Origin of the sequence: Nitrospirillum amazonense (assembly GCF_029594735.1) — a bacterium.
Lineage (GTDB): Bacteria > Pseudomonadota > Alphaproteobacteria > Azospirillales > Azospirillaceae > Nitrospirillum > Nitrospirillum amazonense.
Genome location: NZ_JARPAF010000002.1, coordinates 564,091 through 590,447, shown reverse-complemented (window position 1 = coordinate 590,447; position 26,357 = coordinate 564,091). Strand labels below are relative to the sequence as shown.

Below are 26,357 nucleotides of genomic sequence, written 5' to 3'. Positions count from 1 at the left end.
GTCAATAGCTGTTTCGAGGCCATCATGCGCATCGGTGAACTGGCGCAACGCAGCGGCCTCTCCCCCTCCCGCCTGCGATTCTATGAGTCCGCCGGCCTGATCGGCCCGGCCGACCGGGGAACAAACGGCTATCGCGCCTTCCCGGCGGAAACGCTGACGCGGCTGGAACTGATCACCGGGGCGCAGAGGGCCGGCTTCACATTGGATGAAATCCGTGGCCTGCTGCCCGGCTGCGATAATGACGCCATCGGCCACGGCCCCCAGATCGCCGAGGCCCTGCGCCGCAAGGTGGGGGAGATCGAGGCGCTGCAACAGCGGCTGGAAACCAGCAGAGCCCGCCTGCTGGCCATCATCGACAGCCTGGAGAACGGCCCCCAGGACCTGGGCTGCGCCGCCAACACCCGCCGGGTGCTGGCGGAGATCAAGCTGACCGACATCAAGGAAACGGCGGCCAAGGAGGCAGCGGAATGAGCGACGGCAAAGTGGACGGCGTCACCGGGGGCTGCCAATGCGGCGCCGTGCGCTATCACAGCACCATGGCGCCGGAGGGCGTGCATTTCTGCCACTGCCGCATGTGCCAGCGGGCCGTGGGCAACGTCTTCGCCGCGCTGGCGGGGGTGCGCAAGGACACGGTGACCTGGAGCGGGACGGGGCGGCCCACCTTCTACGCCTCCTCCTCGGTGGCGGAGCGGGGCTTCTGCGCCCAGTGCGGTACGCCGTTGACCTTCGCCTACCCCGACAGCGACTGGATGAGCGTCACCATCGGCAGTCTGGACGACCCCGAGGCGGTGGTGCCGGAGGTGCACTGCGGCGTGGAAAGCCGGCTGTCCTGGCTGCACGTCCAGGACGGCCTGCCGGAGGAATACACCGACCCCAAGAGCGACCGCCTGCGCGACATGGTCAGCCACCAGGTATATTTCTGATCGTGGAAGGAGTGTCGGCGCCCTACAGCCCATCCACCGGATTGGTCGCCGGGGCGAAGGGCTGGCCGGCATGGATGAGGTCCCGCCGGACCTCGTACTCGCGCAGCGCCCAGTCCACACTGGGAAAGGCCAAATCGGTCCAGGGAATGTCGTCCCAGGCGAACAACGCCACCTCCTGGCTTTCCGGGCCGGCGGCGATGTCCGGGCTGGTCAGCCGCGCCAGGTAGATCAGCTGCACCTGGCTGATGCGGGGGATGTTGTAGACGGCCAGCAGCGGGCCGATGGCCAGTCGCGCCCCCGCCTCCTCCCACGCCTCGCGGGCGGCACCGTCCTGGGAGGTTTCCCCCAGTTCCATATAGCCGGCGGGCAGGGTCCAGTAGCCGATTCGTGGCTGGATGGCGCGGCGGCACAGCAGGATGCGGTCCTGCCACAGGGCGACCGAGCCCACCACGATCTTGGGGTTGTCGTAGGCGATGTAGCCGCAGTCCGGGCAGACCAGCCGCTCCCTATCCTCCCCCGGCGGCACCGTCACCACGCGCGGGCCGAACGTCGGCAGGGGGTCGGACATCGGCGTTCTCCCTGGTTGATTTCCGTCACTATAACCGCCCCGACGCCCCTTGGCTTGCGGGCGCTTCAAGGTGGCGAACGCCCCTCAACCATCATGCTTGGGCACCCAGGGGATGCGGGCGAAGGTCACGCCCTCATCCTCCAGTTCCGCCGCTTCCTCGTCGGTGGTCTCGCCGTAGATGGCCTTGGCCTCGGCCTCGCCATAGTGGATCTTGCGCGCCTCTTCGGCGAAGCGGTCGCCCACATGGGTGGCGTTGGCCTCGACCTGGCGGCGCATCTCGCGCAGCAGGGACATCACCGCCGCCGGACCCTGGGCCGCGGCCTCCGCCACCGCCGCGGGCGTCACCTCTGGTGCCGGCTGCGGCGGGACCGGGACGGGTGCCGGCGTCTCTTCCACGCGCGCGCCCCGGCCCTTGGCGATGCGGGGCGCCATGGGGGCCTTGCCCACCTTGTGGTCGCCGCAGACCGCGCAAGCGACCTCACCAGCCGCGACCTGCTGGTCGCAGGCGTCCGCGTTGCGGAACCAGACGTCGAAGGTGTGGCCTTGGCCACATTTCATTTCATAGAGGATCATGGGGAATGCGGCGACGATGGATAACGGCCCGTCCAGTTCGGCCAGGAAAATGTCATATACAGTCTGGATGTGGGTGGGGAAAGCCACCCCGGCAATGAGCATGCCCCGCATGCCCCGTATCCGCACACCCACCTCTGGGAACGCATAAGGCCACGCCATGATCCCCACGCCCCATCACGACCCCCGAGGCCAAGCCAGCGCGTGGGTGGCCCGTTTCGCGCCGCTGGTGGCCCGGGGTGGCGCCGTGCTGGATCTTGCCTGCGGTGGGGGGCGCCACACCCGGCTGTTCCACGGGGCAGGCCATCCGGTGACGGCGGTGGACATCGACACGCGCGGCGTGGCCGATCTGGAAGGCCGAGCCGGCGTCACCGTCCTGCAGGCGGACCTGGAGGGGGACGTGTCGCTAGATCCGGGCGGAGTGGACCTGGGCGGCCCCTACGCCGGTATCGTCGTCACCAACTATCTGCACCGGCCGCTGCTGCCTCGCCTGCCCGGTCTGCTGGCCCCTGGCGGGGTCCTGCTGTATGAGACCTTCGCCCAGGGCAACCAGCGCCATGGCCGCCCGTCCAGCCCGGCCTATCTGCTGCGTGCGGGCGAGCTGCTGGCCCTGGCCCACGACACCGGCTTGCACGTTGTGGCCTTCGAGCAGGGGGAGATCGCCCTGCCCCGCGCCGCCGTGGTGCAACGCCTGGCGGCGGTGCGGCCCCTGGCGGCGTCCGACCTGGGCGGCGACCCGGAGCCGCGGCCGCTGCCGCTGGCCTGAAACAGGAACGGCCCCGACCGCTGAGGCCGGGGCCGTCCTGGTAGACGGATGGGGAAGGTCGGGCGCGCTTACTTCTTGGGCGCGGCCGCCTCGGTGGTCTTGGCCACCTCGGCCTTGGCCTTCTTCACATGATGGTGGGCAACCGTCTTGGTCTCGGTCTTCGCGCCCTCAGCCTTGGCTTCGGTCTTGGCTTCCGTGGCCTTCACCTCGGTCTTCACCGCCGCACCCTTGGCTTCCACCGCCGGCTTGGCGGCTTCCGTGGTCTTGGCGACGTCGGCCTTGGCGGCCGTGGCGGCGGCCTCGGGAGCCTTCTGCACCGGGGCGGCCGTGGTCGCGCTAACCTGGGTCGCGGCGGCCTGGACGGCAGGGACCGGGGCGGCGGGGGTATCCGCCGCGAACGCCCCGGCGGAGAACGCCACTGGCACCATCACGGCCGCGGCGGTAGCGAGGGCCAGCAGGGGACGGCGGTGGGCGAACATGCTCATGGTCGTGATCCTTAATTTGATCGGGCGTCCCACCATCGGGGCGCAGGGTCATAGTCCCAAGGGAAGGGGGCCGCCGTTCGACCGGATTGTGGCGAAGGCGGGATATGATCGCGGCCTTTCCGCCGAACTTCTTGCTGGAAGGTTAAGACTTTCCTCCGCCCTTCCCCCAGCCTGGCGCGGCCGTGCACGCGTCCCGACGGACGGGAAAACGGCCCCTTCGCCGGACGGCGGAGGTCCGCTTAAGCCTTCCGGCCGCCGCCCATTTTCCACGGAACCCGCCAAAACCGCCGCCGTTAACCCAGCGCATCATCTCTTGAGGCGCCGGCATGACGACCGACAACGAACAAGCCAATCGCGAGCAGGTGGCGAAGCTGGTCCGCCTGCTGGGTTCGGATTTCGAGGGCGAGGCGGTGACGGCGCTGGCCAAGCTGCGCCGCCTGCTGCCCAAGCGGGGCCTGGGCTTCAACGATGTGGGCCAGTGGATCCAGTCCCCGGCCAAGGTGGTCTATCGCACGGCCCCGCCCCCGCCGCAGCCTGACACCCGGTCGCTGGAGGACCGCATCCTGGCCTTGGAGCGCCAGCGGGAGGAAGCCTTGCGTGCCCTGCGCGTGGCCCAGGCCCGCGCCGACGAGGCAGAGGACCAGGCAGGCCAACTGGTCAGCGAGCTGGTAGCGGCCCGCCACCAGGCCGGTGCCGCCGCCAAACCGGCCCGCTCGCCCAAGATGAAGCCGCGCGGCCGCTGGCGCGGCTACGTCTTGGCGGCCCTGGTGGGTGTCGCCGCGACCGTGGCGACGCGCGCCTATATACCACCCGCCGGCGCCACGGGCACCGACACCGGCCAAGCCCTGCTGGCGCGTGCCGCCCTGCTGCTCACCCCAGCCAAGGCGCATGTCACCGTAGCGGGGCGCAGCGCCTTCCTCTACCCGGCCCCCACCAACCAGCAGGCGGCCGTAGCCCTGCTGCCGCCGACCACGGAGCTGGAGGTGCTGGCGGAAGACGTGCCGGCTGGCGGTGTGCCCGGCGGCTGGGTCAAGGTGCGCGCCCGGACCGAGCAGGGCACGACCGTGGGCTACGTCGAGCGGCGGCGGCTGGGTCAAGCCACCGAAGTCGCGGTTCGCCGCGTCCCGGGTTAAGGCCCTTCAGACAAGGCCGGTCATTGACCCTTGGGCTTGTCCTCGGTCTTGGCATCCGCCTTCGGCGCCTTGCCCGGCGCGTCATCCTTCATCGGATCCTTGCCGTCCAACCGGGCCAGGTTGTCCTGGGCCGCAGCGCCGGCGGCACTGTCGCCCGCGACCTGCACGGCGTGGGTCCAGTCGGCCTTGGCACCCGGCTTATCCCCCCGGTCGGCCTTGATGTTGCCGCTGAGCAGCAGGCCCTGGGCGTTATCCGGATCCAGCGAGAGGGCCATGCGCAGATCACGCCCGGCCTCCACGTCACGACCCAGGCGGTGCTTGGTCTCCGCCCGCATGACCATGGCATCGACGCGGCCGCCATCCAGGCTGAGCGCCCGGTCGAGGTCGCGCAACACATCCCACCAGCGCTCCGCCCCTGCCCGTTCCGTGGCGCGATCGATCAGCAGGTCGGGGTCCTCGGGCTGCAGGCCGATGGCCTTGGTGTAATCGGTGTCGGCCTTGGCGTGTTCCTTGGCGTTGAACCAGGCCCAGCCGGCCTTGCCCCACAAACCGGCCGTCACCTTGGGCGGCAGGCCCAGGACGGGGATCACCGCCTCCAGCGCCACCGCCGATTCCTTGTATTCCCCCCGGAACAGCTGGGCCATGGCCTGGCACAGGCGGGCGTCGTTGCCGCCACCCTTCTTCTCCCACAGCTGGGCCTCGGCATAGGCGAAGTCGGGCAATTCCTTGGCCCGCTGCAGGCAGGTGTCACGGTTCAGCGCCACGGGCACGGCGCCGGCGCCGGTGGCGATACCGCAGAGGATGGTGCCGCCGAGGATTGTGGTGGCGGCCAGAACACGGCTGGAAAGGTGGGGAAGCTTGAGGGTAATCATCATGGCGCCTAGAGTCCCGAATGGCGGATGGATCGCAAGTGCTTTCATCCCGGGCCATCCCTTTGCAGGCGCGGCCTCGGGTTGCAGGATAGCACGGGCGGGCCCCGCCCCGGCAGGCGCGGGTCCCTGCCATCCCGATGGTGCGGGGGTCGCACATCCGCGCCCCACTGGTTAAATGGAGCCTGGTTCGCATGCCGCAATCCCCCACTCCCGGCCGCCTGTTCTGCTTCGGCCTGGGCTTCAGCGCCACGGCCCTGGCCCACCGCCTGCTGGACGCCGGCTGGCAGGTGGCCGGCACCTGCCGCACGGCGGAGAAGGCAGCGGCCCTGCGCGCCCAGGGCATCGAGGCCCATGTGTTCAGTCCCGACCAACCGCTGGAGCGGGGCGCCCTCGCCGGCACCACCCATCTGCTGGACTCGGTGCCGCCCACGGCGGAAGGCGACAGGGTGCTGGCGGCCCTGACGCCCGATATCCTGGCGCTGCCTAATCTGCGCTGGGTGGGCTATCTCTCCACCACCGGCGTCTACGGTAACAAGGACGGCGGCTGGGTGGACGAGTCGGCCCCCGTGCAGCCCAGCACGGAACGGGGCAAGGCCCGCGCCGTGGCGGAGGCGCAATGGATGGCCCTGCACGACACCCACGGCCTACCCGTGCACCGCTTCCGCCTGCCCGGCATCTACGGCCCCGGGCGTAGCGCCCTGGACCAGGTGCGGGCGGGCACCGCCCGGCGGGTGGACAAGAAGGGCCAAGTGTTCAGCCGCATCCACATCCACGATTTGGGCAGCGCGATCATCGCCAGCATAGGGCGGCCCAACCCCGGCGCCATCTACAACGTGGCCGACGATCACCCCTGCCCCTCCCCCGACGTGGTGACCTACGCCGCCGAGTTGCTGGGGTTGGAGCCGCCGCCGCTGGTGCCGTTCGAGCAGGCCGAGCTGTCGCCCATGGCCACCAGCTTCTATGGCGAGAACAAGCGCATCTCCAACGCCCGCATCAAGGCGGAACTGGGGGTGACCTTGCGCTATCCCAGCTATCGCGAAGGACTGGCGGACCAGCTGGCGGCTGAGCGCCAGGTTTAGCGCCCGGCAGGGGCCGCCGGCGCGTAGGCCGAGAAGGTGACGTGGGCCGTCTGCGTCGCCTTCTGCGCCACGTCCAGCCCGCCGTCCTCTGGTGGTTCTGCCGCTATCTTGTCCATGGCCATCATCGGCGCGCGCCGCAAGCCGCCGGAGACCACGGGCGCGTTGAAGTCCACGCGGCCGACGCGGAAGTCGCGGCCGGGGAAGGCGGCGTTCAGGCCCTTCATCTCCTCCGTCACGCGGCGGTACAGCGTCTCGCGCAGGCGGGTGCGCACGGCCTCCTGCTCCGCCAGGGTGGGGGTGAAGTCCACGCCTTCCACCCGGATCTGCAGGCCGGCGCGGCTGGCCTGGCGGGCGCGGTCGGCCAGGCCGCCCAACTGCGCTTCCGGCAGGCGGGCCTCAAGCGCCGCCCGCCAATGGTCCAGGCCGGCGGCGTCCTGCTGCCGGTCGAAGGAGACGACGCGCCACTCGCCCTTGTCCGACACGGCCTGCGCCGCCTTCAGCACGTCGGCGCGGGCGGAACCGGCGTTGCCGCCGCCGGCATCCACCGTCAGCGACACGCGCGCCGTGTCGGTCTTCACCCAGTCTTCCGCCGTCAGGGTCAGGGTCACCTGGTCCTGCACCGGCTGCGCCGCCATGACCTGCGCCGTGGCGGGGGCGGCGGCCAGGGGTAAGGCCAAGCTGGCGGTCGCGATCAGGGAGGCGGCAATCAGGCTACGCATCGGGGTCCACCCATCGTTCCTCGGCCGAAGCGGAATGCCCCGGCGGTCCCCCCGCTTGTGGCAAAGGGTCGCGGCGGATTTATGGCGGGAACGACGCCCCGAACGCTCCCCCCCCAGCGGCATCTCATGCCACTGTAGGCCCCGACCGGGGCCGCCGGAGCTTTCCGGGGAGCGTAGCGGACTAGAAAGGGCGAATGCCCGCGCCCGCCGTCTGAGGGAAGTCAGAAATCCAAATCCGCGTAATGCTTGGGCGGTGGGGCGCCCGGCAGGTGGTCACCCAGCAGGGGGCGGAAGCTGGGACGGCACTTGATGCGCATGTACCAGTCCTTGGCCTCAGGATGCTGGTCCCAGGGCACGTCGCCCAGATAGTCGATGGTCGACAGGTGCGCCGCCGCGGCGATGTCGGCCAGCGAGAAGTCGTCCCCGGCCAGCCATTTCCGCCGGTCCGCCAGATAGGCGATGTAGTCCAGGTGGTAGTGGATGTTGGCGAGGCCGGCGCGGATGGCCTGGGCATGCGGCGTGCCGGAACCGGAGAAGCGCTTGATCAGCTTCTCCCCCACCAGGTTTTCCGTCACCTCCTGGTTGAACTTGACGTCGAACCAGGCGGCAAGGCGCCGCACCTCCGCCCGCAGCAGGACCTCGCGGCCCAGCAGCGTGGGGGCGTGGGGGTAGGCCTCTTCCAGGTAATTGCAGATGGCGGCATGTTCCACCACCGTCGCCCCGTCATCCTCGACCAGCACCGGCAATTCGCCAGCCGGATTCAGCGCCAGGAACTCCTCACGGCGTTCCCAGGGCTTTTCGACCTCGAGTTCGACCTCGAGGCGCTTTTCCGCCAGCACGACGCGGACCTTGCGCGCGAAGGGGGACAAGGGATGGTGGACAAGTGTACGCATGTGGGCCGGCAATCTAACGTAAGCGCGTGGATTTCAATAGAGCCTAAAGGCCTTAAGCGGAGATCACCCTATGGCCATGCCCGAGTCACCCCGCCCAGAAATTAAGATAGAGCCCATTGGCGCCAATGACGAGGCCGCATGGCGCCCCCTATGGGATCAATACTGCGCTTTTTACCAGGTCAGCGTGGATCCGGGCGTGACAACCACGTTATGGGCGCGCTTGCACGATCCAAATTCGGCCCTGAAGGCGCTGGTGGCTCGCGACGCGGAGGGGCGCGTCCTGGGCTTCTGCCACTACGTCCTGCACCCCAACACCTGGGGCACCAGCCTGATCTGCTATCTGGAGGATCTGTTCACCGACCCGGCGTCGCGCGGCCAGGGCGTGGGCCGGGCCCTGATCGGGCGCTTGGCCGAACTGGGCCGCGAACATGGCTGGGGCCGCGTCTACTGGCACACGCACGAGACCAACGCCACCGCCCGCCGCCTGTACGACAGCGTGACCGACGGCGCGGACGGCTTCGTGCGCTACGTCATCCGGCTGTAGCGCATGCGTCAATCCGACGCGGGGCGCATCCCGAGCCACGACCGGTGTTTTACTGACAGAAATGCCACCGATCACCCCTCAATCCTCCTGATATTGGGGCCAAGTCATTGGTTCGCCACAGCGGGCAAGTTGATTTATGCATAGATGGGACGGGGAAATGCTTCCTGGAAAAATGAAGACGGCCATCACCATGGCCGCGCTGCTTGGCATCTGTGGCTGCACCTCCAGCAGCACGAGCCAGTCCAGTAAATCGCCACAATACACGGCCGCCCTCACGAAACTGTTCGTGATCACCAATATGGGCAACGGCCTGCGCACGACGTTCGGCGATGAAACCGACGATTTCATCACGCTGACCAAGGCCAGCCTGGACAGCTGCGGCGTCAAAGCGGAATTCCATACCAGGGACCCACTGGCGCTGAAGGACACCCTGCCCCAGCAGGTGGCCCAGTTCGGCCCCGACGCCGTCTTGGAGCTGTCCTGGAGCAAGGATGTCTCGGGCCGGACCACGCACGTCATCGACTACACCGCCAACCTCTACGACCCGAAGAGCCGGTCGGTGGTGTGGACGGCAACCATCACCCTGAACCAGCACTACAAGGCCGGGGCGGAAATGGCGGGTACCCTGATCGGCCAGATGAAAAAGGATGCGCTGCTGGGCGCCTCCTGCCAGGCGCCCAAGGCGTCGTGACGGGCGGCCAGACAATCAACACGTGTGGGATGGGGATCATGACTTCCAGGAAAATCCTGACGGCCGCCGCCGTAGCGGCCCTACTGTCCGTCTGCGGGTGCGTTTCCAGCACCAAGGTCGAATCGAACCGGGCGGCCGACTATACCCCCAACATCAAGAAGCTGTTCATCCTGCCCAACCTGGGAAAGACGCTGATCACTGTTGACGGCAACGAGACCGGGCACGTCCTCGCCCTGCTGAAGGCCGGGTTCGAGGGATGTGGCATCACCGCCACGGGCTATGCCGTACAGGCCCTGGCCACCCCCAAAGCCATCGATGACGCCGCCCCCGACGCCGTCCTGGATATCGCCTGGACCAAACAGACGCGACAGGGTTACGACAACACCGTCGATTATCTGGTGTCCCTGTACGACAGGCACGGCAAGGCCATCGTCTGGAAAGCCACCATTGAACTCAATCAGCACCTGAAGGCGGCGGAGGAACTGTCCTACGCCATCACCAGCCGCATGCAAAAGGATGGCCTGGTCGGCACCGCCTGCGTGACGCCTAAGCCCAATCTGTGATCCGTCTGAAAGCCGGCAAATAAAAGGGCGGCCCCAGCGGGACCGCCCTTCCATCTCAGCGCATCACCGGTCGATCAGACAGCGGTCCCCCGGCGCGGCTTGGCCACGGCCACGCGATCATGGCTGCGGATGAAGTCGCGCACGCGCGGCATGATGTGCTCGCGCCAGCGGCGGCCGTTGAAGATGCCGTAGTGGCCGACACCGGCCTGCAGGTGGTGCCGCTTCATGCCGTCGTCCAGGCCGCTGCACAGCGCGTGGGCCGCCACCGTCTGCCCGGGGGCGGAGATGTCGTCCAGCTCACCCTCGACCGTGAACAGCGCCGTCTTCTTGATGGCCGACGGGTCGACGCGCATTCCGCGGTATTCCAGGGTGCCCTTGGGCAGGTCGTGGTCCTGGAACACGATCTTGACCGTCTGCAGGTAGAACTCCGCCGTCAGGTCCATGACCGACAGATATTCATCGTAGAAGCGGCGGTGGGCCTCCGCACTCTCGCCATCGCCGCGCACCAGGTGCTTGAACAGGTCGACGTGGGCGCCGACGTGCCGGTCCAGGTTCATGGACATGAAGCCGGTCAGCTGGATGAAGCCCGGGTAGACGTGGCGCATGGCGCCCGGATAGTAGACCGGGACCGAGGTGGTCACCGTGCGTTCGAACCAGCCGATGTCACGGGTTTCGGCCAGCTGGGTCACCTGGGTGGGCGACACGCGGGTGTCGATAGGGCCGCCCATCAGGGTCATGCTGCGCGGCTGGCAGGTATCTTCCATCTGCGCCATGACGGCCGCGGCCACCAGGACCGGCACGGCCGGCTGGCAAACGGCGATGACATGGGTGTCCGGACCCAGGAAGCGGATGAAATCCATGACGTATTCGACGTAGTCGTCGAAGTCGAAGCGACCGCGTGACAGGGGCACCAGCTTCGCATCCACCCAGTCGGTGATATAGACGTCGTGGGAGGGCAGCAGCGCCTCCACCGTGCCGCGCAGCAGAGTGGCGTAGTGGCCCGACATCGGCGCCACCACCAGCACCTTGGGATCACTGTGCGGCGTGGCGCGCTGGAAATGACGCAGGACGCAGAAGGGCTTGCGCAGCGCCGCCTCTTCCGTCACCGCGACCTCGCGGCCGTCGATGTGGGTGATGTTCAGACCGAATTCCGGCTTGCCCCAGCGGCGCGTCGTGCGCTCGATCAGCTCGCCGGCGGCGGCCATGGCGCGGCCCATGCCGGTGTAGGAGGCCGGGACGAAGGGATTGCGGAAGGTCGCCTGCGTCGCCTCCGCCACGAGGCGGAGCGGGGTCAGGGCGGCATGGTGCATGTCAAACAGCTGGTACAGCACGCGGATCATCCTCGTCATTGGACGTGGCGGCGCCGGACATCCCTTGCGGTGGGTTGGGCGGCGTCTCGGGGACACGAAGGCTTGCCGCGATGGCGGCCCCAGGCGCGCCGCTTACCCAACTGCCGGCCCCGGACCTATATCCGAGGGGGTAGGCGGCCATTCAACTACGCCTCGTCCCTTATCCTACGTAGGTAAGGATGAAAAGGCCCTTAATGAAGGGGGCGAACGATACCGGTCACATTCTCGCAATGAAAGACCGATTTCTTCAAGCCGTCTCGTGATCCTGGCCTCTCCTCAAAAAGAAGGACGGCGGTCCCGCGCCGGGTGGTCCATCCTTAAACCGCCGGCGTTCCCGCGATGTTCCGGCCATGATGGCGAAAGCCACAGGAAGCAGTGGACAGCGACCCTGCGGGGCCCCTAGATATGGGCTTATCCTAGCTCCGCACCGCTATCCCTGGCCCTGCCTGCGCCTTACGGCGGGCCATGCCCCAGAGCCGTCATGTCCCACGCCCGGCCCCTTTCCGTCAGCCTGTTCGATCAGGAGCCTGATTTTCCGGACACCGGTTATCCGGATGCCGGCTTCCATGACTCCGGGCATCCGGAGGCCGGTGACTTCGTGCCCGACCATTACGGCGACGCGCCGGAGCCCAGCATCATCCACGGCGACTGGCCGGAGGATGATGCGCCGCAGGGCACGCGGGACCCGGTGGCGACGGCGCGGGACATCCTGAAGCGCGTCTACGGCTATTCCGCCTTCCGCGGCAACCAGGAAGACATCATCACCCACGTCATCCAGGGCGGCGACGCCCTGGTGCTGATGCCCACCGGCGGCGGCAAGTCGCTGTGCTTCCAGATCCCGGCCCTGGCGCGGCCGGGTGTGGCCATCGTCGTCAGCCCCCTGATCGCCCTGATGCGCGACCAGGTGGACACCCTGCGCCAGGCGGGCGTGCGCGCCGCCTACCTCAACTCCACCCTGGACTGGCGCGAGGCGCTGGACGTCGAGCGCGCGTGCGAGCGCGGCGATTTGGACCTGTTGTACGTGGCGCCGGAGCGGCTGGTCACCCCGCGCTTCCTGGAACTGCTGGATAGGTCCCGCATCAGCCTGTTCGCCCTGGACGAGGCGCACTGCGTCAGCCAATGGGGCCACGACTTCAGGCCGGAATACCTGCAGCTGTCGGTGCTGCACGAGCGTTTCCCCACCGTGCCGCGCATCGCGCTGACGGCCACGGCCGACGCGCAGACCCAGGCCGACATCGTGGAACGCCTGGCCCTGGGCGAGGCGCGGCAGTTCGTCTCCAGTTTCGACCGGCCCAACATCACCTATCGCGTGGCGCCCAAGGATAATGAGCGCCGGCAGCTGCTGGACTTCATTCGCCGCCACCATGCGGAGGACGCGGGCATCGTCTATTGCCTGTCGCGCGCCCGGGTGGAGGCGCTGGCCGACTGGCTGAAGGAACAGGGCCTGGACGCCCTGCCCTACCACGCCGGGCTGGATGCGTCCGTGCGCCAGGCCAACCAGGACCGCTTCATCAAGGGCGAGGGCGTGGTGGTGGTGGCGACCATCGCCTTCGGCATGGGCATCGACAAGCCCAACGTCCGATTCGTCGTGCATATGGACGCGCCCAAGAGCCTGGAGGCTTATTATCAGGAAACCGGCCGCGCCGGCCGCGATGGCCTGCCCGCCAACGCCCTGATGCTGTACGGCCTGCAGGACGTGGTCATGCTGCGCCAGATGATGGACGCCTCGGACAGCAGCGCCCAGCACAAGCGGACGGAGCGGCGCAAGCTGGACGCCTTGCTGGGCTTCTGCGAGACCGCCCATTGCCGCCGCCAGGTGCTGCTGACCTATTTTGGCGAGGAGCATCCCGGCAACTGCGGCAACTGCGACACCTGTTTCGAGCCGGTGGAGACCTGGGACGGCACGGTGGCGGCGCAGAAGGCGCTGTCGGCCGTCTATCGCACCGGCCAGAAGTTCGGCGTGGGCCACCTGATCGACGTGCTGCGCGGCGGCGCCACGGAGAAGGTGGTGCGTTTCGGCCACGACCAGCTGAAGACCTTCGGCTGTGGTGCTGAAATTTCCAAGGGCGACTGGCAGACGGTGTTCCGCCAACTGGTGGCGCTGGGCCACCTGACGGCCGACCCGGAGGGCCATGGTGGCCTGATGCTGACCGACCAGGCGGCATCGGTGCTGAAGGGGCAGGAGACGGTGCGCCTGCGCCGCGATCGCGCCGTGCTGTCAGGCGACGGGCGCCGCGGCGGCGGCCGTGCCGGCGGCGGACGCGCGGGCCCCTCGCTGGCCCCGCCGGATGACAAGCTGTGGCACAAGCTGAAGGCCGTGCGCCTGGAACTGGCCAAGGCCCAGGGCGTGCCGCCCTACGTCATCTTCCACGACAGCACGCTGATGGAAATGGTGATCAGCCGCCCGCGCGACCTGACCGGCCTGGGCCTGCTGCCCGGCGTGGGCGTGCGCAAGCTGGAGCGCTATGGCGCGACTTTCTTGGACGCCATCCTCTCCGAGGCTGGATAGATTCCCTCAAACGCCGGGCGCGGCCATCCGGCCGCTTGGCTTCCTCGCTGCCCCCTGCGGTGCTCGCTGCGGCGGCCGCGGTCGCGGCCTAGCCCAGTTCCATGAGAACTGGGCCTCATGCACCCTGGCCGAGCGGGCGCACCTGGAGCGTAGCGACAAGGACGCGACCGCGTCCGCCGGAGATTTCCGGGGAGCGTAGCGGACTGGAAATCGAGGACAGCCAAGGGGCGGATGCCCCGCCGGCGCCTGAGGCAAACTAAATAGACTCAAAACCTCACCGCGCTGTTGCCATCCGCGTTTCGGTCTGCTAATACCCCCCTCCATTCCAAGGGGCGCCCCAATAGCTCAGTGGTAGAGCAACCGCTTCGTAAGCGGTAGGCCGTTGGTTCAAATCCGACTTGGGGCACCATCCTTCCCATCATCCCCGCATCATCGGTCTGACGAACGTCCAGCTGGGCGCGGAATTGCCATCCCCTGCGACGCACGGTCGCACGATTGCAATATGATGACGGTATGGTGGCGCCACCCTGGTTTCCACCCATCGCTGGATGCACCGCCCATGTCCGAGCAGTTGCCCCGTCACATCGTCACCTCCTACGAAAACGAGCTGCAGCGCCTGGACGCGCTGCTGGCGGAAATGGGCGGCCGGGCCGAACAACAGCTTCAACAGGCGACCCGCGCCGTGCTGGAGCGCGACGACGCGCTGGCGCGTGAGACCGTGGCGCAGGACCAGGTGCTGGACGCGCTGGAGCATGAGGTCGAAAGCCTGATCATCCGCCTGCTGGCCCTGCGGCATCCCATGGCCATCGACTTGCGGCACACCCTGGCCGCCCTGAAGGCCGCCAACGCGCTGGAACGCGTCGGCGACTATGCGAAGAACATGGCCAAGCGCGCCCTGGTGCTGAACAGCGTCCCCGCCATCAGCGCCACGGCCTCGGTCGGGCGCCTGTCGGACCTGGCCCGCAAGCAGCTGGCCGGCGCCATCGAGGCCTTCACCCGCCGCGATACCGCCTTGGCCGCCGAAGTCTGGCGCCGTGATGCGGAGTTGGATGACATGCACGCCGGCGTGACGCAGGAGATTTTCGCCTTCGTCGCCAAGGATGCCAGCCTGATCGAAGCCTGCACCAGCCTGCAGTTCATCGCCAAGAACCTGGAGCGCGTGGGGGATCTGGCCACCAACATCGCCGAGATGGTGCAGTTCGACGCCACCGGCACGCTGGTGGACCCCGGCCGTCCGCGCGGCGGCGAGGCGCACTGATCAACTGACCGCTTGTACCGGCCGGGGCCAGACGGTTCCGGTTCCCGGTTGACGGCCTCCCGGGCCGCCGCTCCCCGTTCCCGAGTCTGGCGGCCCGGCGTTTTTGCACGGCCGTCCCGCGCGAGCCGGCGCCAGACGGCGCGCGCCCTTGATCCACCAACGCCCGATGGCGGCCCAGGACGCGGCTGGCCGGCTGTAGGGGGACTACCCCTATCGCCTAGTTTCAGGTTCCCGGGAGGCGTGTGTCCCCACAACTTGCCCACATCTGCTTTTTCTTTTCCCGCGAGGCGCTTAGCCGAATTTCGCGACGCCGAGACCTGTCACGGTTGCCAAATCAACCCCAACCACAGGTTCGGATTATATGAATTAACCCGTTCATCATTTGGGTGATGAGCTACGATCTTAGGAAAGGATTTGAAAACGCGGCGTCGCGTAAAAGAATACATATCCTTTTGCTACCGGTTCATTGCTTGACATCTTTTACGCCATGAGCTTTAGGTAATGTGTCCTGTATCACAGAGCAGGACCCAACTGCCAAAACTCTCGGCCCGCCACTTCTTGAAGTGTGCGGGCCGTATTTTATCCAAAATACACTTCGCCACCCTCGGTCGTTTCTGAACGGCGCCGCAACCACGTCAGGTAAAGCACACGGTGACTTGGGCCGTTGCGCCTCCGGTTCGGCCAAGACCGGATGTGATCCAGCGCGCGCTTATGCCGCAGCCGTGTTATGAAGGGTCGATCCATGACCGGAACGGCTGCCTTCCCCATGCTGCTTGCTGAATTGACCGCCCTGATCCAGGTGTTGCTGATCGACCTCGTCCTGGCAGGGGACAACGCCCTGGTGGTGGGCATGGCGGCCAGCGGCGTGCCGCTTGAAAAGCGCCGCAAGGTCATCTTCTGGGGCATCGGGGTGGCCGTGCTGATGCGCATCGGCTTCGCCCTGCTGGCGACCCGCCTGCTGGACATTATCGGCCTGACCCTGGCCGGCGGAATCCTGCTGCTGTGGGTGTGCTGGAAACTGTGGCGCGAGCTGCGCCAGCACGGCAAGGAACAGGCGGAAGCGGCCGAGGGGGAACCCCACATCCCGTCGCTGGCGGGGAAGAGTGTGGGCACGGCCATCCGGCAGATCGCGCTGGCCGACGTTTCCATGTCGCTGGACAACGTGCTGGCCGTGGCGGGCGCCGCCGAGGACCACACCTGGGTCATGGTGTTGGGCCTGGTGCTGTCCGTCGCCCTGATGGGTGCGGCCGCCACCCTGATCGCCCGCCTGCTGGCCCGCTATTTCTGGATCTCCTACATCGGGCTGGCCATCATCGCCTATGTCGCCTGCCATATGATCTGGGATGGCGGTACCGAGGTGGCCCCGTTCGCCCAGCCCCTGATCGACATGATCCGCCGCATTTGACGTCCGGCAGTGGGCGTCGCCTGACGGCGGCGCCGGGCTCCCAGGTTGTTCCGTCAACGCGCCGGGGAATCTCGGCAGGGGAGGCATGCGATGTCGCCCCTGCCGCAACCGTCCGGGCATTTGATCGCAGGCGCAAAAAGCGGTAAACCTCGCGCGCGCGCCTTTCCGCGCAAGCCTTCGATCACGCACGTCCCCAGCCCGGTATTCCTATTTCATAAGGGCTTCATAAGGGGCGTCGCGAAGGGTGTCGGAATGGCCGTCCGCATCGTTGGCCATGACACCCGCTGAAGGGTGCCGGCGACGCGGTACCATCCCCTTCCCCTAGGAGGCCACTCCTGTGTCCACGATCACCGGTCACGACACGCTGAAAACCCGCCGCAGCCTGAGCGTCGGCAGCAAGAGCTATGACTACTTCAGCCTCAAGGCGGCTGAGGAAGCCGGCCTGGGCGACCTGTCCCGCCTGCCCTACAGCCTGAAGGTGCTGCTGGAGAACCTGCTGCGCTTTGAGGACGGCCGCACCGTCAGCGTCGACGACGTGAAGGCCGCCGCCCAGTGGCTGGTCGACCGCCGCAGCGACCGTGAGATCGCCTACCGCCCCGCCCGCGTGCTGATGCAGGACTTCACCGGCGTTCCCGCCGTGTGCGACCTGGCCGCGATGCGCGAGGCCATGGTGGGCCTGGGTGGCAAGCCGGAGCGCATCAACCCGCTGACCGCCGTCGACCTGGTCATCGACCACTCGGTGATGGTGGACTACTTCGGCGGCCCCGACGCCTTCCAGAAGAACGTCGACGTCGAATTCCAGCGCAACGGCGAGCGCTACGCCTTCCTGCGCTGGGGCCAAAAGGCCTTCAACAACTTCCGCGTCGTGCCGCCCGGCACCGGCATCTGCCACCAGGTGAACGTTGAGTACCTGGCCCAGACCGTGTGGACCGACGGCGACCAGACCGGCGCCACCGTCGCCTACCCCGACACCCTGGTCGGCACCGACAGCCACACCACCATGGTGAACGGCCTGGGCGTGCTGGGCTGGGGCGTGGGCGGCATCGAGGCTGAGGCGGCCATGCTGGGCCAGCCCATCTCCATGCTGATCCCGGAAGTCATCGGCTTCCGCCTGACGGGCAAGCTGAAGGAAGGCGCCACGGCGACCGACCTGGTGCTGACCGTCACCCAGATGCTGCGCAAGAAGGGCGTGGTGGGCAAGTTCGTGGAGTTCTTCGGCCCCGGCCTGGACGCCCTGACCCTGGCCGACCGCGCGACGATCGCCAACATGGCCCCGGAATACGGCGCCACCTGCGGCATCTTCCCGATCGACGCCGAGACCATCCGCTTCCTGAACTTCACCGGCCGTGACGCCGACCGCGTCGCCCTGGTGGAGGCCTATGCCAAGGCCCAGGGCATGTGGCGCGACGCCAACAGCCCGGAGCCGGTGTTCACCGACACGCTGGAACTGGACCTGAACAGCGTCGAGTCCTCGCTGGCCGGCCCGAAGCGCCCGCAGGACCGCGTGCTGCTGTCCAACGCCAAGACCGAGTTCGAGGGCGTGTTCGCCAAGGACTATGCCGGCAAGCCCGCCAGCAACCCGGCCAAGGTCGCCGGTGAGGACTTCACGGTCGACCACGGTGACGTGGTGATCGCGGCCATCACCAGCTGCACCAACACCTCCAACCCCAACGTGCTGGTCGCCGCCGGCCTGCTGGCCAAGAAGGCGGTCGAGGCCGGCCTGGCCACGAAGCCGTGGGTGAAGACCTCGCTGGCCCCTGGCAGCCAGGTCGTGACCGACTACCTGAACGCCGCCGGCCTGACCCCATACCTGGACAAGCTGGGCTTCAACCTGGTCGGCTACGGCTGCACCACCTGCATCGGCAACTCCGGCCCGCTGCCCGAGGCCATCGGCGCCGCGGTGGACGCCAACGACCTGCTGGCCTGCTCCGTCCTGTCGGGCAACCGCAACTTCGAAGGCCGCGTGAACCCGCAGGTGAAGGCCAACTACCTGGCCTCCCCGCCGCTGGTCGTGGCCTACGCCCTGGCTGGCACCTTGCGCAAGGACCTGACCACCGAGCCGCTGGGCAAGGGCAAGGACGGCAAGGACGTCTTCCTGAAGGACATCTGGCCGAGCAGCGCCGAGATCGAGGAGGCCATCTCCAAGTCCCTGACGCCGGAGATGTACCGCTCGCGCTACGCCAACGTGTTCCTGGGCCCGCAGCAGTGGCAGTCCATCGAGACCGCCACCGGCCTGACCTACAAGTGGGAAGACGACAGCACCTATGTGAAGCTGCCGCCGATCTTCGAAGGCATGACCACCACCCCGGGTGCGGTGCATGACGTGAAGAAGGCCCGTCCGCTGGCCATCCTGGGCGACAGCATCACCACCGACCACATCTCCCCCGCCGGTTCGATCAAGAAGACCAGCCCCGCTGGCACCTACCTGATCGGCCACGGCGTGGAGCCGGTGGACTTCAACGGCTACGGCGCCCGCCGCGGCAACCACGAAGTCATGATGCGCGGCACCTTCGCCAACATCCGCATCAAGAACGAAATGGTGCCCGGCGTCGAAGGCGGCGTGACCAAGTACATCCCCACCGGCGACGTCATGTCGATCTACGACGCCGCCATGAAGTACCAGGCCGATGGCACCCCGCTGGTGGTGTTCGCCGGCCAGGAGTACGGCACCGGCTCATCCCGTGACTGGGCGGCCAAGGGCACCCGCCTGCTGGGCGTCCGCGCCGTGGTGGCCGAGAGCTTTGAGCGCATCCACCGGTCCAACCTGGTGGGCATGGGCGTCCTGCCCCTGCAGTTCAAGGACGGCGCCAGCCGCAAGATCCTGGGCCTGGACGGCACCGAGGTCATCGACATCACCGGCGTCGAGGCCGGCCTGAAGCCCCGCATGGACCTGACCCTGACCATCACCCGTGCGGATGGCAAGGTCGACACCGTGCCGGTGCTGTGCCGCATCGACACCCTGGACGAGGTCGACTACTTCAAGCACGGCGGCATTCTGCAGTACGTGCTGCGCAACATGCTGAACCAGCCGCAGGCGGCCGAGTAAGCAGACGTATTGGTTCCCGGCGGTCTTCGGATCGCCGGGGCCAAAAGGAAAGGGGCGCAACCCGGCCGGGCTGCGCCCCTTTTTTCATGACCTCACGAACGGAAATGGATCAATCAAACTGCAGGTCGCTGACGGCACCGCCCACCTCGGAGACCGGCAACAGGCCGGCCGCCGTCAGGTCGCCCGCCGCCACCAGCAGGGTGCGGCCGGCGGCGCCGGGGATGCCGGCGGCCTGGGCCAGGCTGGCCAGGGCCTCGCGGGTCGGCGCCTGGCTGATGACGCCGTTGCCGTAGATGAGGATGGATACGGCCAGGGTGCCCGGCCGGCTCTTTTCCACCAGGGCCGCCGCGTTCATCAGGCCGCGCAGGGTGGAGACGCGGGGGAAGCCGCTGTCGCTGAGGGTGTCGCCCGCCTCATCCAGCACCCAGTGGCGGCCCACCAGGTCCTCCACGCCCACCAGGATGGCCAAGGGCATGCCCCGGTGCCGGCCCGTGGCCACGGCCACCAGGCCGCCGTCCTGCGGCGTCTGCGGCAGCTGCACGGTGCCCCCCAGGATGTGCTTCACGCTGTCCAGCACCGAGGCCACGGCCTGGGCCAGCGCCTCCGCCCCCGTGGGCCGCATCAGGCTGGGCCAGGCGCCAAACACCAGGGAGGCGAGGCCGGCGGTGCCGCCGTCGGCCCGGTCCCCCGGGGCGGACGCGGGCGCACGGCGCAGCTTTTCCTCCACGGCGTCCAGCCGGCCGGCCAGAGCCTGGACGGTGCCGGCGTCGCCGGCCGCCCTGGCGGTGTCCGGGGCCTTGGCCTCACCGCCGGTGGGTGGCGGCAGGGCGGGGAGGCCGCCCTTCACCTGGTCGCGCAGGTCGCGCAGGTCCAACTGGGTGGTGCGCACGGCGTTGACCACGCGCAGCAGCGATTCATGCAGATGGTCGACCAGGCCACTGAGCTGTTCCGGCAGGGGGCCGGGGGGCAGGTCGGGCAGGCGCACGCCGTTCACCGCCTTGGCGTGGCTGAGCCAGTTTTCCAGGACGCCCACGCGCTGGGTCACATCTTCCAGAGTATGCTTCAGCTCGCCCATGCCCCGGGACAGGCGCTCCGCCTCTTCCGCCGGCCGGCCGGCATGATGGCTGACCACCCCCGTCAGATGGGCCACGCGTTCACGCAGTTCCTGGATGGACTGGCCCAGAGCATTGATGCGCATCGTTTCCGGTAGCGAAACGACGGCGGAGTGCATGGCCGTTAGATCGTTACGCAGGTCGCGCAACCGGCTGCCGACATGCAGCGCCAGATCGCGGACGATGGATTCGGCGTAATCGAAGGGATCGACGCCCTCTTCGATTTCACCCTCCCGTGCGCCCCCTTCCTGCACAGCCGGCGTCACGACCTCGGCGTCCATGATAGGCGCATCGCCGGCCGGCGCATCAGCGGCGGGCGCACCGGGGGCCGGGCTATGGGTACCCGGACCGGCGTCGCCATCGGGGCCTGGGGCGTCACGGTGCTCGTCGGTCATGGCATCGCTCACGAGGGTCGGGGAAAAGGGACTGGCGTCTAGAGATCGCCGGCAATGGCTTCTAGCAGACGGGCACGGCGCTTGTCCGCCTGTTCGCGTGGTAGACGCGGCACCGCCGCGGCCGGGCGCCGCGACACCGGCGGCTGGGGCGGCGGCACCGGCGCGTCGGAGGAGGCCTGGGGCGGAGTCTGCACCACCACCGGTGTCACCAGCGACGGCGCCTCGGCCGTCTCCGCCACCGGGGAAGGAGGCGGGGGCGCGGGCGGGACGGGTGCCACCGGCGCGGGCTGGGCCGGCGTCGACTTGAACGAATGCAGCGTCACCCGGGCCGCGGTAGCGGGGGCGGAGGCCATGCGGATCGCCCCGGGCACGGTGACGACAGGGGCAGCGACGCGGGGCGGCACCGGCTGGCTGGGCGTGGACAGGGGACGGGCCGGCAGGGGGGCGGCGACGGCCGACGGGCGCACGGGCGTTGGCGGAGCGGCGCGGAGCGACATGGCCCCCGGCACGCGGGGGGTGGGCGTGGGTACGGCCCGCATCTCCGCCTGGCCGGCCGAAGCGTCGCGGCCCTTGGACGCCAGGCTGGTGAACAGCGGCCCGGCGCGTGACGGCTGCGGCCCGGGCACGGGCTGGGCCGCGGGGGCCGGGGCCGGCTGGACGGGGACCGACAGGGGAGCGGTGCCCACGGCGGCGCTGGGCGGCGCCGGCGGGGCGATGGGCGCCGGGGCCGGAGACATCTCCGCCTCCGTCCGGACGGCGGGGACCGGTGCGGGCGCCGGGGAGGCGGCCGGGGTTTCAGTCGGCCCCCTGACGCCATCGCTGACGTCGGTCAGCAGGCGGCGCAGCACCGTGGCGGCGGCGGAGCGCGGTTCCCCCACCCGGTCAAGCGCCTTGGCGGTGAGGGCCGGATCGATACTGATCTGCAGGAAGCCGAATTGTTCGCTCGACAGCGACTGGAGCTTGCGGGTTAGGCCCTCGGCCTGTTCCTCACCCGCGACATAGCGGCGGATGGTCTCAATGGTGGAAGTGACGACAGCGGCGTCGCGCACGGCGCGGGAAGAGAAGACGGGGCTGCGGCCCCCATCGGATCGGCCGCCCCCATCGGATCGGCCAATGTCCATGCGCGCAGGCTCCGCCCCGGCGCCCGCTTGGCCGGACGCCCCGGGTCCATGCGATGCATCCCGCCCGGACGTTTCCCCCTGGGGCCCGTTGCCGTCAGGCCCGTTGGTGGGAAGGAGAGCATCCGGCGAGGCGGACGCATCATCCCCCTTGCCGGCGATCCAGCCCATCACCTTCCGAAACATGCCACCCTGCCCCCTGCAAGAGACCGGATTATGACCCCGCGGGTCCCGGCACGGCAAACGGTTTGCACCGGCCGTAAGTTCTCGACGGACTAATGGTTACCACGGCCTGTCAGGCCGATTCAATTTTCCATCCCCAGCGAATTCTTCGGGCTCTTGAGCCCTGTAATGCAAGAAAAAAGGCGTCTTCTGCCGAGCTTCATCCCATTTCTCCGCGCCGGCGTGACAAGTGGGGGACAGCAATCGTGGATTGATCCATCCAACACCCGGATTCCACTTATCCCCGGGGGCGCGGGCGGAGCGGTGCCGGACGGAATTATAAAATTTTAGGGATTTTGTCTGTCCGATAATTACGCGGTCCATTCGCAAATATGATTGGCCGATTCCCACCGCCGTCGTACAGTCCGCGCGGGGAATGGGTCCCGGCTGCTACCTAATCAGGGATCAGGTCGGCTCCCGCGCCCCATGTGGCAGTGGACCAGTTGGCAGTGGCCCACTTGGCTGTTGAATCGCCGGCGCCAAAGCCGGCGGATCGATCCGGATCGGACTACGGGGTAACCGGACGTGCGGCGCTTGAAACGGGGATTGCGGCGAAGGGACCGCCCGCTGGTGGGGCGTCCCCCCTCTGGCGGCCGCCGTGCCGACCCCTTGGAAGCCCTGGGCCGCCGCGCCGAATCTGTGCCGCGTGGGCAGCTGATCGAACTGGGCCAACTGATCCTGATGGCCCTGAACCATCGCGAGGACGCGTGGCTGGTGCCGGTGCTGACGGTGGTAGTGGCTGGCGGTGCCGCCACCTGGGCGCCCTGGCCCGCCGTCGCCGCCTGGGCCCTGCTGTCGGTCGCGACGGTAGGCGTGTCACAGCTGGCCCTTCATCGTTTCCTGGCCCAGGCCGACCACGTGACCGATTCCCGCCCCTGGCTGCGGCTGCTGGCCACCGCCCGCCTGCTGCCCTCGGTGGTGTGGAGCCTGCTTCCCCTGTTCGCCTGGCCGGGCGACCACATGGCCGGCCGCTTTTTCCTGATTCTGGTGCTGGGTGCAGCCATGGCCCTGCGCACCAGCGGCACCGCCCCCCATCCCCTGGTGCTGCGGCTGCAACTAGTGCCGCCCGCCCTGGCGCTGCTGGTCCTGACGGGCACCGCCCTGGCAGGCCCCCGCGCCAGCGTCAGTGCGGACGCGCCGGGCCTGGCCCTGGTCCTGAGCAGCCTGCTCTATCCCGTGTTCCTCTACCGCATGGGGCGGCAGACCTGCCTGCGCATGCGCCACATGCTGGAACTGCAGCTGGACCTGACGGCGGCCAAACGCGCCGCCGACCAGGCCAACGGCGCCAAGTCCAGCTTCCTGGCGACGCTGAGCCATGAAATCCGCACTCCCATGACCGGCATCCTGGGCCTGACCCAGCTGCTGCTGGAAACAGGCCTGTCGATGCGCCAGCGCGACTATGTCCGCACCGTGCACGAGTCCGGCGAATCCCTGCTGGCCATCCTGAACGACGTGCTGGATCTGTCGAAGGTCGAGGCCGGCAAGCTGGAGATCGAGCGGACGGCCTTCGACACCGGCCCGCTGCTGGACGGGGTGCGCAACCTGATGGCCGGCCGCGCCGCAGAAAAGGGGCTGGACCTGCAAATCCGCAAGGGCCCCGGTTTCCCCGAACGCCTGATGGGCGACCCCTTGCGCCTGCGCCAAGTGCTGCTGAACCTGGTGGGCAACGCTATCAAGTTCACCGAGCGGGGTTGGGTGCGCATCAGCGCGTCGGCCGACCGCCTGGCCGACGGCCGGCTTCAGTTCGGCATCATCGTGTCCGACACCGGCGTCGGCGTGCCGGAGGCGGCGCAGGGCCGACTGTTCGAGACCTTCGGCCAGGCCAGCGCCGAGGTCACCCGCCGCTACGGCGGCAGCGGCCTGGGCCTGGCCATCGCCAAACAGCTGGTCCAGGCCATGGGCGGGGAGATCGGCTTCCACAGCCGGCCGGGGGATGGCAGCCATTTCTGGTTCACCATCCCCACGGCGGAACCGGAGGCGGGCACCGCCACCGGCGCGATGGACCCCCAGGCCACCGCCATCGCCCTGCCGCCGCTGGCGGTGCTGGTGGTGGAGGATGTGACCGCCAACCAGGTGGTGCTGGACGCCCTGCTGCGGGCGCGGGGACACAAGGTCACCGTGGCCGCCGACGGCGCCGCCGCCGTCCGGCTGGTGGCCCGCGGCCGTTTCGACCTGGTGCTGATGGACATGCAGCTGCCGGGCATCGATGGGCTGGAGGCGGCGCGCCGCATCCGCGCCCTGCCCGACGCCACGCGCGCCCAGGTGCCGGTGGTGGCCACCACAGCCAACACCGACGCCGCCGACGGTGGCCGCTGCCTGGCGGCGGGCATGGACGGCTTCGTCACCAAGCCCCTGCGGCCGGAGGCGCTGGTCGAGGCCATGCACCAGGCGTGGGTGGCGCGCGGCGCGCGGGTCTGGCCGGAGGAGCCGGCGACGGAAGGCGCGGCCCAGCTGGACATGCGCCAGATGGACACCGTCGCCCAGGCCATCGGGCCTCATGACATGCCGGAATTCATCGCCATCACCGCCCGCACCCTGGTGGAGACGGCGGAACGCTTCCTGGAAAAGGTGTCGGGTGGCGACCTGCCAGGCGCGGGCCAGGCCGCCCACACCCTTTATGGCGTGGCCGCCAACGTGGGCCTGTCGGGGCTGTCGGCCGACGCCCGCCGGGCGCAGCAGGCCCTGCGCGACGACCACCCCGAAATCCAGCGCGCCCTGGCCATCCGCCTGCGGGACAACGCGGAAGAGGCGGCGGAGATGCTGGACCGCTGGCTTGGCGAATGGCTGGGCGGCCAGCCGACCGCCTCGCACAGCGCCGTCGCCTGACGAAAGCGGCCTTTGACCGGTCGCGATCAAAGGCCGCGCCTGTCAGTGCGGGGTCACCGGGGTCGCGGTGGGGGCCCGCGGCGTGAGGGGAATGCCGCCGTCATTGTGCGGCGTGGCCGCCGGATTCGCCGCCGGGCTGCCGGCGGGGCCCGGCCCGTCCGGGCCCTCATCGGGCGGCGGGGGCGGGCCATCGGGGAAGGGCGGATGATCGAAGCGACCCTCCGGCCATCCCGGCCCGCCCGGACCGCGCCCGTCAGGCCCGCGCCCGTCCGGACGGGGGCCATGCATACCGCCCAGGATGAAGGGGGCCTTCATCTCCGACAGCTTCTTGCGGCCTTCGGGCGACATCCGGGATAGGGCGTCGACCAGGGCCGACTGGCGCGACGCCTCGAAGGCGCGGCGGCTGTCCGCCACCTTGCGCAGGGCAGCGGCAAAGGCCTGGGCGTCGAAGGGCTCGGCCGCCAGCAAGGGCTGGATTTCGGCCCAGCTTTCCCGGGCCTGCTTCTCCAGCGCCTGGAAGTCGGCACGGTCGGGCGCCATGGCCTTCTGCAGCAGCTCGGCGTCCGCCGGCGGCAGGATGTCGGACAGCGGACGCGGCCGGTAGTTCAGGCCGGGCGCCGGCCCACGCTCCGGCCCCACCTCGTGGTGCCGCAGAAGATGGGGGACGAAGGTGCCGGCCAGGAACAGGTTCACACCGACCGACGCGATGAGCAGGGGCCCACGCCACCGGCTGGAAAACACACTCATCGGGCGTGGGTCTCCACGGTGTAGGAAGTGAACAGCAGGCTGGGCATGTCCGTGACGTCGGCCTGCGCCGTCTCCACCGCCGTTCCGGCCTGGGCCGTCGTGGTCTCCGCGCCGGACAGCGTGGCGGACGGCATGGTCATGACCCCCACCAGGATGCCCGCCACCGTGGCGCCCGCCAGCCACCCGGCCTGCGGCGCCCGCACGCTGAGCCACGACAGGGCCGTGCGCACCAGGTCGAAGGGTGAGGGCAGGAAGGTGTCCAGCTTGTGCGGCGCGGCCTTGGCCGCCGCCGGCGCGGTCACCGCGTCCAGCCGAGCCAGGGCGCCGGCCACCACGCTGTCCACCCGGGCGGCGGAAATCTCCGGCTCCGCCACCATGGACAGCAGGGCGTCCAGCCGCGCCTCGTTCACCACCAGCTCATGCGCGGCACCGTCCATGGCCAGCGCGCGCACCGCCGCAGCCCGGCGATCCGCCGGCCAACGGGCGGGGTTGCCGCCGTACACGGCCGTCAATGCCGCGATATCCTCCACGTCCACCGTGGACCATTCCCTGTCAGCCATGACC

At 68.9% G+C, this 26,357-nt stretch carries 24 protein-coding genes and 1 tRNA gene; 14 read left to right on the top strand and 11 right to left on the bottom strand.

The genetic code is table 11. The annotated features are described in order from the left end of the window. Positions 1 to 24 precede the first annotated feature (24 nt). A complete protein-coding gene (locus tag P5F91_RS08890; protein WP_145610616.1) occupies positions 25 to 471 on the top strand; it encodes a MerR family transcriptional regulator in 447 nt (148 codons plus the stop codon). Next, positions 468 to 923, top strand: coding sequence for a GFA family protein (locus P5F91_RS08885; RefSeq protein ID WP_145610617.1), 456 nt, complete (start codon positions 468 to 470; stop codon positions 921 to 923). The genes P5F91_RS08890 and P5F91_RS08885 overlap by 4 nt, the downstream gene beginning before the upstream one ends. Before the next feature lie 22 nt (positions 924 to 945). On the opposite strand, the gene P5F91_RS08880 is transcribed toward P5F91_RS08885, so the two are convergent. Together P5F91_RS08880 and P5F91_RS08875 are read right to left on the bottom strand one after the other, a co-directional pair. Further along, on the bottom strand, positions 946 to 1,491 hold the full coding sequence (locus P5F91_RS08880) for an NUDIX hydrolase (RefSeq protein WP_277907035.1): 546 nt from the start codon (positions 1,489 to 1,491) through the stop codon (positions 946 to 948). A gap of 84 nt (positions 1,492 to 1,575) precedes the next feature. Further along, positions 1,576 to 2,175 carry a DUF1178 family protein gene (locus tag P5F91_RS08875; RefSeq protein ID WP_338424070.1) on the bottom strand — a complete coding sequence of 200 codons (600 nt, stop codon included), beginning with the start codon at positions 2,173 to 2,175 and terminating at the stop codon, positions 1,576 to 1,578. Positions 2,176 to 2,221: 46 nt separating this feature from the next. Here P5F91_RS08875 and P5F91_RS08870 point away from each other — a divergent pair, with 46 nt between their 5' ends. Further along, positions 2,222 to 2,827: a class I SAM-dependent methyltransferase gene (locus tag P5F91_RS08870; RefSeq protein WP_277907034.1), complete on the top strand. Its 606-nt coding sequence runs from the start codon at positions 2,222 to 2,224 to the stop codon at positions 2,825 to 2,827. Positions 2,828 to 2,895: 68 nt separating this feature from the next. Here the strand turns inward: P5F91_RS08870 and P5F91_RS08865 are convergent, their stop codons facing one another. Beyond that, a complete protein-coding gene (locus P5F91_RS08865; protein ID WP_277907033.1) occupies positions 2,896 to 3,312 on the bottom strand; it encodes a hypothetical protein in 417 nt (138 codons plus the stop codon). A gap of 326 nt (positions 3,313 to 3,638) precedes the next feature. Between P5F91_RS08865 and P5F91_RS08860 the strand changes: the two genes are divergently transcribed. Next, the gene (locus P5F91_RS08860; RefSeq protein WP_145610620.1) at positions 3,639 to 4,445 is read left to right on the top strand and encodes a hypothetical protein; all 807 of its coding nucleotides are present in this window, start codon (positions 3,639 to 3,641) and stop codon (positions 4,443 to 4,445) included. A 20-nt stretch (positions 4,446 to 4,465) separates the two neighbouring features. Here P5F91_RS08860 and P5F91_RS08855 read toward each other — a convergent pair whose 3' ends face one another. Further along, the gene (locus P5F91_RS08855) at positions 4,466 to 5,320 is read right to left on the bottom strand and encodes a tetratricopeptide repeat protein (protein ID WP_145610621.1); all 855 of its coding nucleotides are present in this window, start codon (positions 5,318 to 5,320) and stop codon (positions 4,466 to 4,468) included. Between the two features lie 188 nt (positions 5,321 to 5,508). Here P5F91_RS08855 and P5F91_RS08850 point away from each other — a divergent pair, with 188 nt between their 5' ends. Then, positions 5,509 to 6,396 (top strand): SDR family oxidoreductase, encoded by an 888-nt coding sequence (locus tag P5F91_RS08850; protein ID WP_277907032.1) that lies wholly within the window; start codon positions 5,509 to 5,511, stop codon positions 6,394 to 6,396. Here P5F91_RS08850 and P5F91_RS08845 read toward each other — a convergent pair. Both P5F91_RS08845 and P5F91_RS08840 read right to left on the bottom strand, forming a co-directional pair. Continuing rightward, positions 6,393 to 7,115: a hypothetical protein gene (locus P5F91_RS08845; RefSeq protein ID WP_277907031.1), complete on the bottom strand. Its 723-nt coding sequence runs from the start codon at positions 7,113 to 7,115 to the stop codon at positions 6,393 to 6,395. The two genes, P5F91_RS08850 and P5F91_RS08845, sit on opposite strands and share 4 nt — an antisense overlap. 221 nt (positions 7,116 to 7,336) lie before the next feature. Then, positions 7,337 to 8,008 (bottom strand): glutathione S-transferase family protein, encoded by a 672-nt coding sequence (locus P5F91_RS08840; protein ID WP_040844380.1) that lies wholly within the window; start codon positions 8,006 to 8,008, stop codon positions 7,337 to 7,339. Positions 8,009 to 8,078: 70 nt separating this feature from the next. Here P5F91_RS08840 and P5F91_RS08835 point away from each other — a divergent pair, with 70 nt between their 5' ends. The 3 genes from P5F91_RS08835 to P5F91_RS08825 all read left to right on the top strand — a co-directional run bounded on the left by P5F91_RS08835 (position 8,079) and on the right by P5F91_RS08825 (position 9,806). Beyond that, the gene (locus P5F91_RS08835) at positions 8,079 to 8,552 is read left to right on the top strand and encodes a GNAT family N-acetyltransferase (RefSeq protein WP_338424069.1); all 474 of its coding nucleotides are present in this window, start codon (positions 8,079 to 8,081) and stop codon (positions 8,550 to 8,552) included. Between the two features lie 172 nt (positions 8,553 to 8,724). Further along, positions 8,725 to 9,243 (top strand): hypothetical protein, encoded by a 519-nt coding sequence (locus P5F91_RS08830; protein ID WP_277907030.1) that lies wholly within the window; start codon positions 8,725 to 8,727, stop codon positions 9,241 to 9,243. A 38-nt stretch (positions 9,244 to 9,281) separates the two neighbouring features. Further along, entirely contained in the window at positions 9,282 to 9,806 is a 525-nt protein-coding gene (locus P5F91_RS08825; RefSeq protein WP_277907029.1) for a hypothetical protein, read from the top strand. Positions 9,807 to 9,880: 74 nt separating this feature from the next. Here the strand turns inward: P5F91_RS08825 and P5F91_RS08820 are convergent, their stop codons facing one another. Continuing rightward, positions 9,881 to 11,146 (bottom strand): polyhydroxyalkanoate depolymerase, encoded by a 1,266-nt coding sequence (locus P5F91_RS08820; protein WP_277907866.1) that lies wholly within the window; start codon positions 11,144 to 11,146, stop codon positions 9,881 to 9,883. Positions 11,147 to 11,636: 490 nt separating this feature from the next. Here P5F91_RS08820 and recQ point away from each other — a divergent pair, with 490 nt between their 5' ends. From recQ to acnA, 5 genes are all read left to right on the top strand, one after another. After that, the gene (recQ, locus tag P5F91_RS08815) at positions 11,637 to 13,664 is read left to right on the top strand and encodes a DNA helicase RecQ (RefSeq protein WP_277907028.1); all 2,028 of its coding nucleotides are present in this window, start codon (positions 11,637 to 11,639) and stop codon (positions 13,662 to 13,664) included. Between the two features lie 334 nt (positions 13,665 to 13,998). Further along, positions 13,999 to 14,073 (top strand) — tRNA-Thr (locus tag P5F91_RS08810). Positions 14,074 to 14,223: 150 nt separating this feature from the next. Beyond that, complete coding sequence (gene phoU / locus P5F91_RS08805) at positions 14,224 to 14,922, top strand: phosphate signaling complex protein PhoU (RefSeq protein WP_186454734.1); 699 nt, start codon at positions 14,224 to 14,226, stop codon at positions 14,920 to 14,922. Between the two features lie 742 nt (positions 14,923 to 15,664). After that, positions 15,665 to 16,327: a TerC family protein gene (locus P5F91_RS08800; RefSeq protein ID WP_277907027.1), complete on the top strand. Its 663-nt coding sequence runs from the start codon at positions 15,665 to 15,667 to the stop codon at positions 16,325 to 16,327. Positions 16,328 to 16,664: 337 nt separating this feature from the next. Continuing rightward, a complete protein-coding gene (acnA, locus tag P5F91_RS08795) occupies positions 16,665 to 19,373 on the top strand; it encodes an aconitate hydratase AcnA (RefSeq protein WP_277907026.1) in 2,709 nt (902 codons plus the stop codon). Between the two features lie 109 nt (positions 19,374 to 19,482). Here acnA and P5F91_RS08790 read toward each other — a convergent pair whose 3' ends face one another. Both P5F91_RS08790 and P5F91_RS08785 read right to left on the bottom strand, forming a co-directional pair. Next, positions 19,483 to 20,880 (bottom strand): hypothetical protein, encoded by a 1,398-nt coding sequence (locus tag P5F91_RS08790; RefSeq protein ID WP_277907025.1) that lies wholly within the window; start codon positions 20,878 to 20,880, stop codon positions 19,483 to 19,485. 38 nt (positions 20,881 to 20,918) lie between these two features. Then, positions 20,919 to 22,001: a hypothetical protein gene (locus tag P5F91_RS08785; protein ID WP_277907024.1), complete on the bottom strand. Its 1,083-nt coding sequence runs from the start codon at positions 21,999 to 22,001 to the stop codon at positions 20,919 to 20,921. A gap of 789 nt (positions 22,002 to 22,790) precedes the next feature. On the opposite strand from P5F91_RS08785, the gene P5F91_RS08780 reads away from it, so the two are divergent. Continuing rightward, positions 22,791 to 25,046: an ATP-binding protein gene (locus tag P5F91_RS08780; RefSeq protein ID WP_277907023.1), complete on the top strand. Its 2,256-nt coding sequence runs from the start codon at positions 22,791 to 22,793 to the stop codon at positions 25,044 to 25,046. Between the two features lie 42 nt (positions 25,047 to 25,088). Here the strand turns inward: P5F91_RS08780 and P5F91_RS08775 are convergent, their stop codons facing one another. Then, entirely contained in the window at positions 25,089 to 25,793 is a 705-nt protein-coding gene (locus P5F91_RS08775; RefSeq protein WP_145610633.1) for a periplasmic heavy metal sensor, read from the bottom strand. Further along, a complete protein-coding gene (locus P5F91_RS08770; protein WP_145610634.1) occupies positions 25,790 to 26,353 on the bottom strand; it encodes a hypothetical protein in 564 nt (187 codons plus the stop codon). Before P5F91_RS08770 ends, P5F91_RS08775 begins: the two co-directional genes overlap by 4 nt. Positions 26,354 to 26,357 lie beyond the last annotated feature (4 nt).

What these genes read in the sequence shown, in the direction of transcription:
- P5F91_RS08890 (WP_145610616.1), top strand. Translation starts at nt 25, where the DNA reads ATGCGCATCGGTGAACTGGCGCAACGCAGCGGCCTCTCCCCCTCCCGC.
- P5F91_RS08885 (WP_145610617.1), top strand. Translation starts at nt 468, where the DNA reads ATGAGCGACGGCAAAGTGGACGGCGTCACCGGGGGCTGCCAATGCGGC.
- P5F91_RS08880 (WP_277907035.1), bottom strand. Translation starts at nt 1,491, where the DNA reads ATGTCCGACCCCCTGCCGACGTTCGGCCCGCGCGTGGTGACGGTGCCG.
- P5F91_RS08875 (WP_338424070.1), bottom strand. Translation starts at nt 2,175, where the DNA reads ATGCGGGGCATGCTCATTGCCGGGGTGGCTTTCCCCACCCACATCCAG.
- P5F91_RS08870 (WP_277907034.1), top strand. Translation starts at nt 2,222, where the DNA reads ATGATCCCCACGCCCCATCACGACCCCCGAGGCCAAGCCAGCGCGTGG.
- P5F91_RS08865 (WP_277907033.1), bottom strand. Translation starts at nt 3,312, where the DNA reads ATGAGCATGTTCGCCCACCGCCGTCCCCTGCTGGCCCTCGCTACCGCC.
- P5F91_RS08860 (WP_145610620.1), top strand. Translation starts at nt 3,639, where the DNA reads ATGACGACCGACAACGAACAAGCCAATCGCGAGCAGGTGGCGAAGCTG.
- P5F91_RS08855 (WP_145610621.1), bottom strand. Translation starts at nt 5,320, where the DNA reads ATGATGATTACCCTCAAGCTTCCCCACCTTTCCAGCCGTGTTCTGGCC.
- P5F91_RS08850 (WP_277907032.1), top strand. Translation starts at nt 5,509, where the DNA reads ATGCCGCAATCCCCCACTCCCGGCCGCCTGTTCTGCTTCGGCCTGGGC.
- P5F91_RS08845 (WP_277907031.1), bottom strand. Translation starts at nt 7,115, where the DNA reads ATGCGTAGCCTGATTGCCGCCTCCCTGATCGCGACCGCCAGCTTGGCC.
- P5F91_RS08840 (WP_040844380.1), bottom strand. Translation starts at nt 8,008, where the DNA reads ATGCGTACACTTGTCCACCATCCCTTGTCCCCCTTCGCGCGCAAGGTC.
- P5F91_RS08835 (WP_338424069.1), top strand. Translation starts at nt 8,079, where the DNA reads ATGGCCATGCCCGAGTCACCCCGCCCAGAAATTAAGATAGAGCCCATT.
- P5F91_RS08830 (WP_277907030.1), top strand. Translation starts at nt 8,725, where the DNA reads ATGAAGACGGCCATCACCATGGCCGCGCTGCTTGGCATCTGTGGCTGC.
- P5F91_RS08825 (WP_277907029.1), top strand. Translation starts at nt 9,282, where the DNA reads ATGACTTCCAGGAAAATCCTGACGGCCGCCGCCGTAGCGGCCCTACTG.
- P5F91_RS08820 (WP_277907866.1), bottom strand. Translation starts at nt 11,146, where the DNA reads ATGATCCGCGTGCTGTACCAGCTGTTTGACATGCACCATGCCGCCCTG.
- recQ (WP_277907028.1), top strand. Translation starts at nt 11,637, where the DNA reads ATGTCCCACGCCCGGCCCCTTTCCGTCAGCCTGTTCGATCAGGAGCCT.
- phoU (WP_186454734.1), top strand. Translation starts at nt 14,224, where the DNA reads ATGTCCGAGCAGTTGCCCCGTCACATCGTCACCTCCTACGAAAACGAG.
- P5F91_RS08800 (WP_277907027.1), top strand. Translation starts at nt 15,665, where the DNA reads ATGACCGGAACGGCTGCCTTCCCCATGCTGCTTGCTGAATTGACCGCC.
- P5F91_RS08790 (WP_277907025.1), bottom strand. Translation starts at nt 20,880, where the DNA reads ATGACCGACGAGCACCGTGACGCCCCAGGCCCCGATGGCGACGCCGGT.
- P5F91_RS08785 (WP_277907024.1), bottom strand. Translation starts at nt 22,001, where the DNA reads ATGGACATTGGCCGATCCGATGGGGGCGGCCGATCCGATGGGGGCCGC.
- P5F91_RS08775 (WP_145610633.1), bottom strand. Translation starts at nt 25,793, where the DNA reads ATGAGTGTGTTTTCCAGCCGGTGGCGTGGGCCCCTGCTCATCGCGTCG.
- P5F91_RS08770 (WP_145610634.1), bottom strand. Translation starts at nt 26,353, where the DNA reads ATGGCTGACAGGGAATGGTCCACGGTGGACGTGGAGGATATCGCGGCA.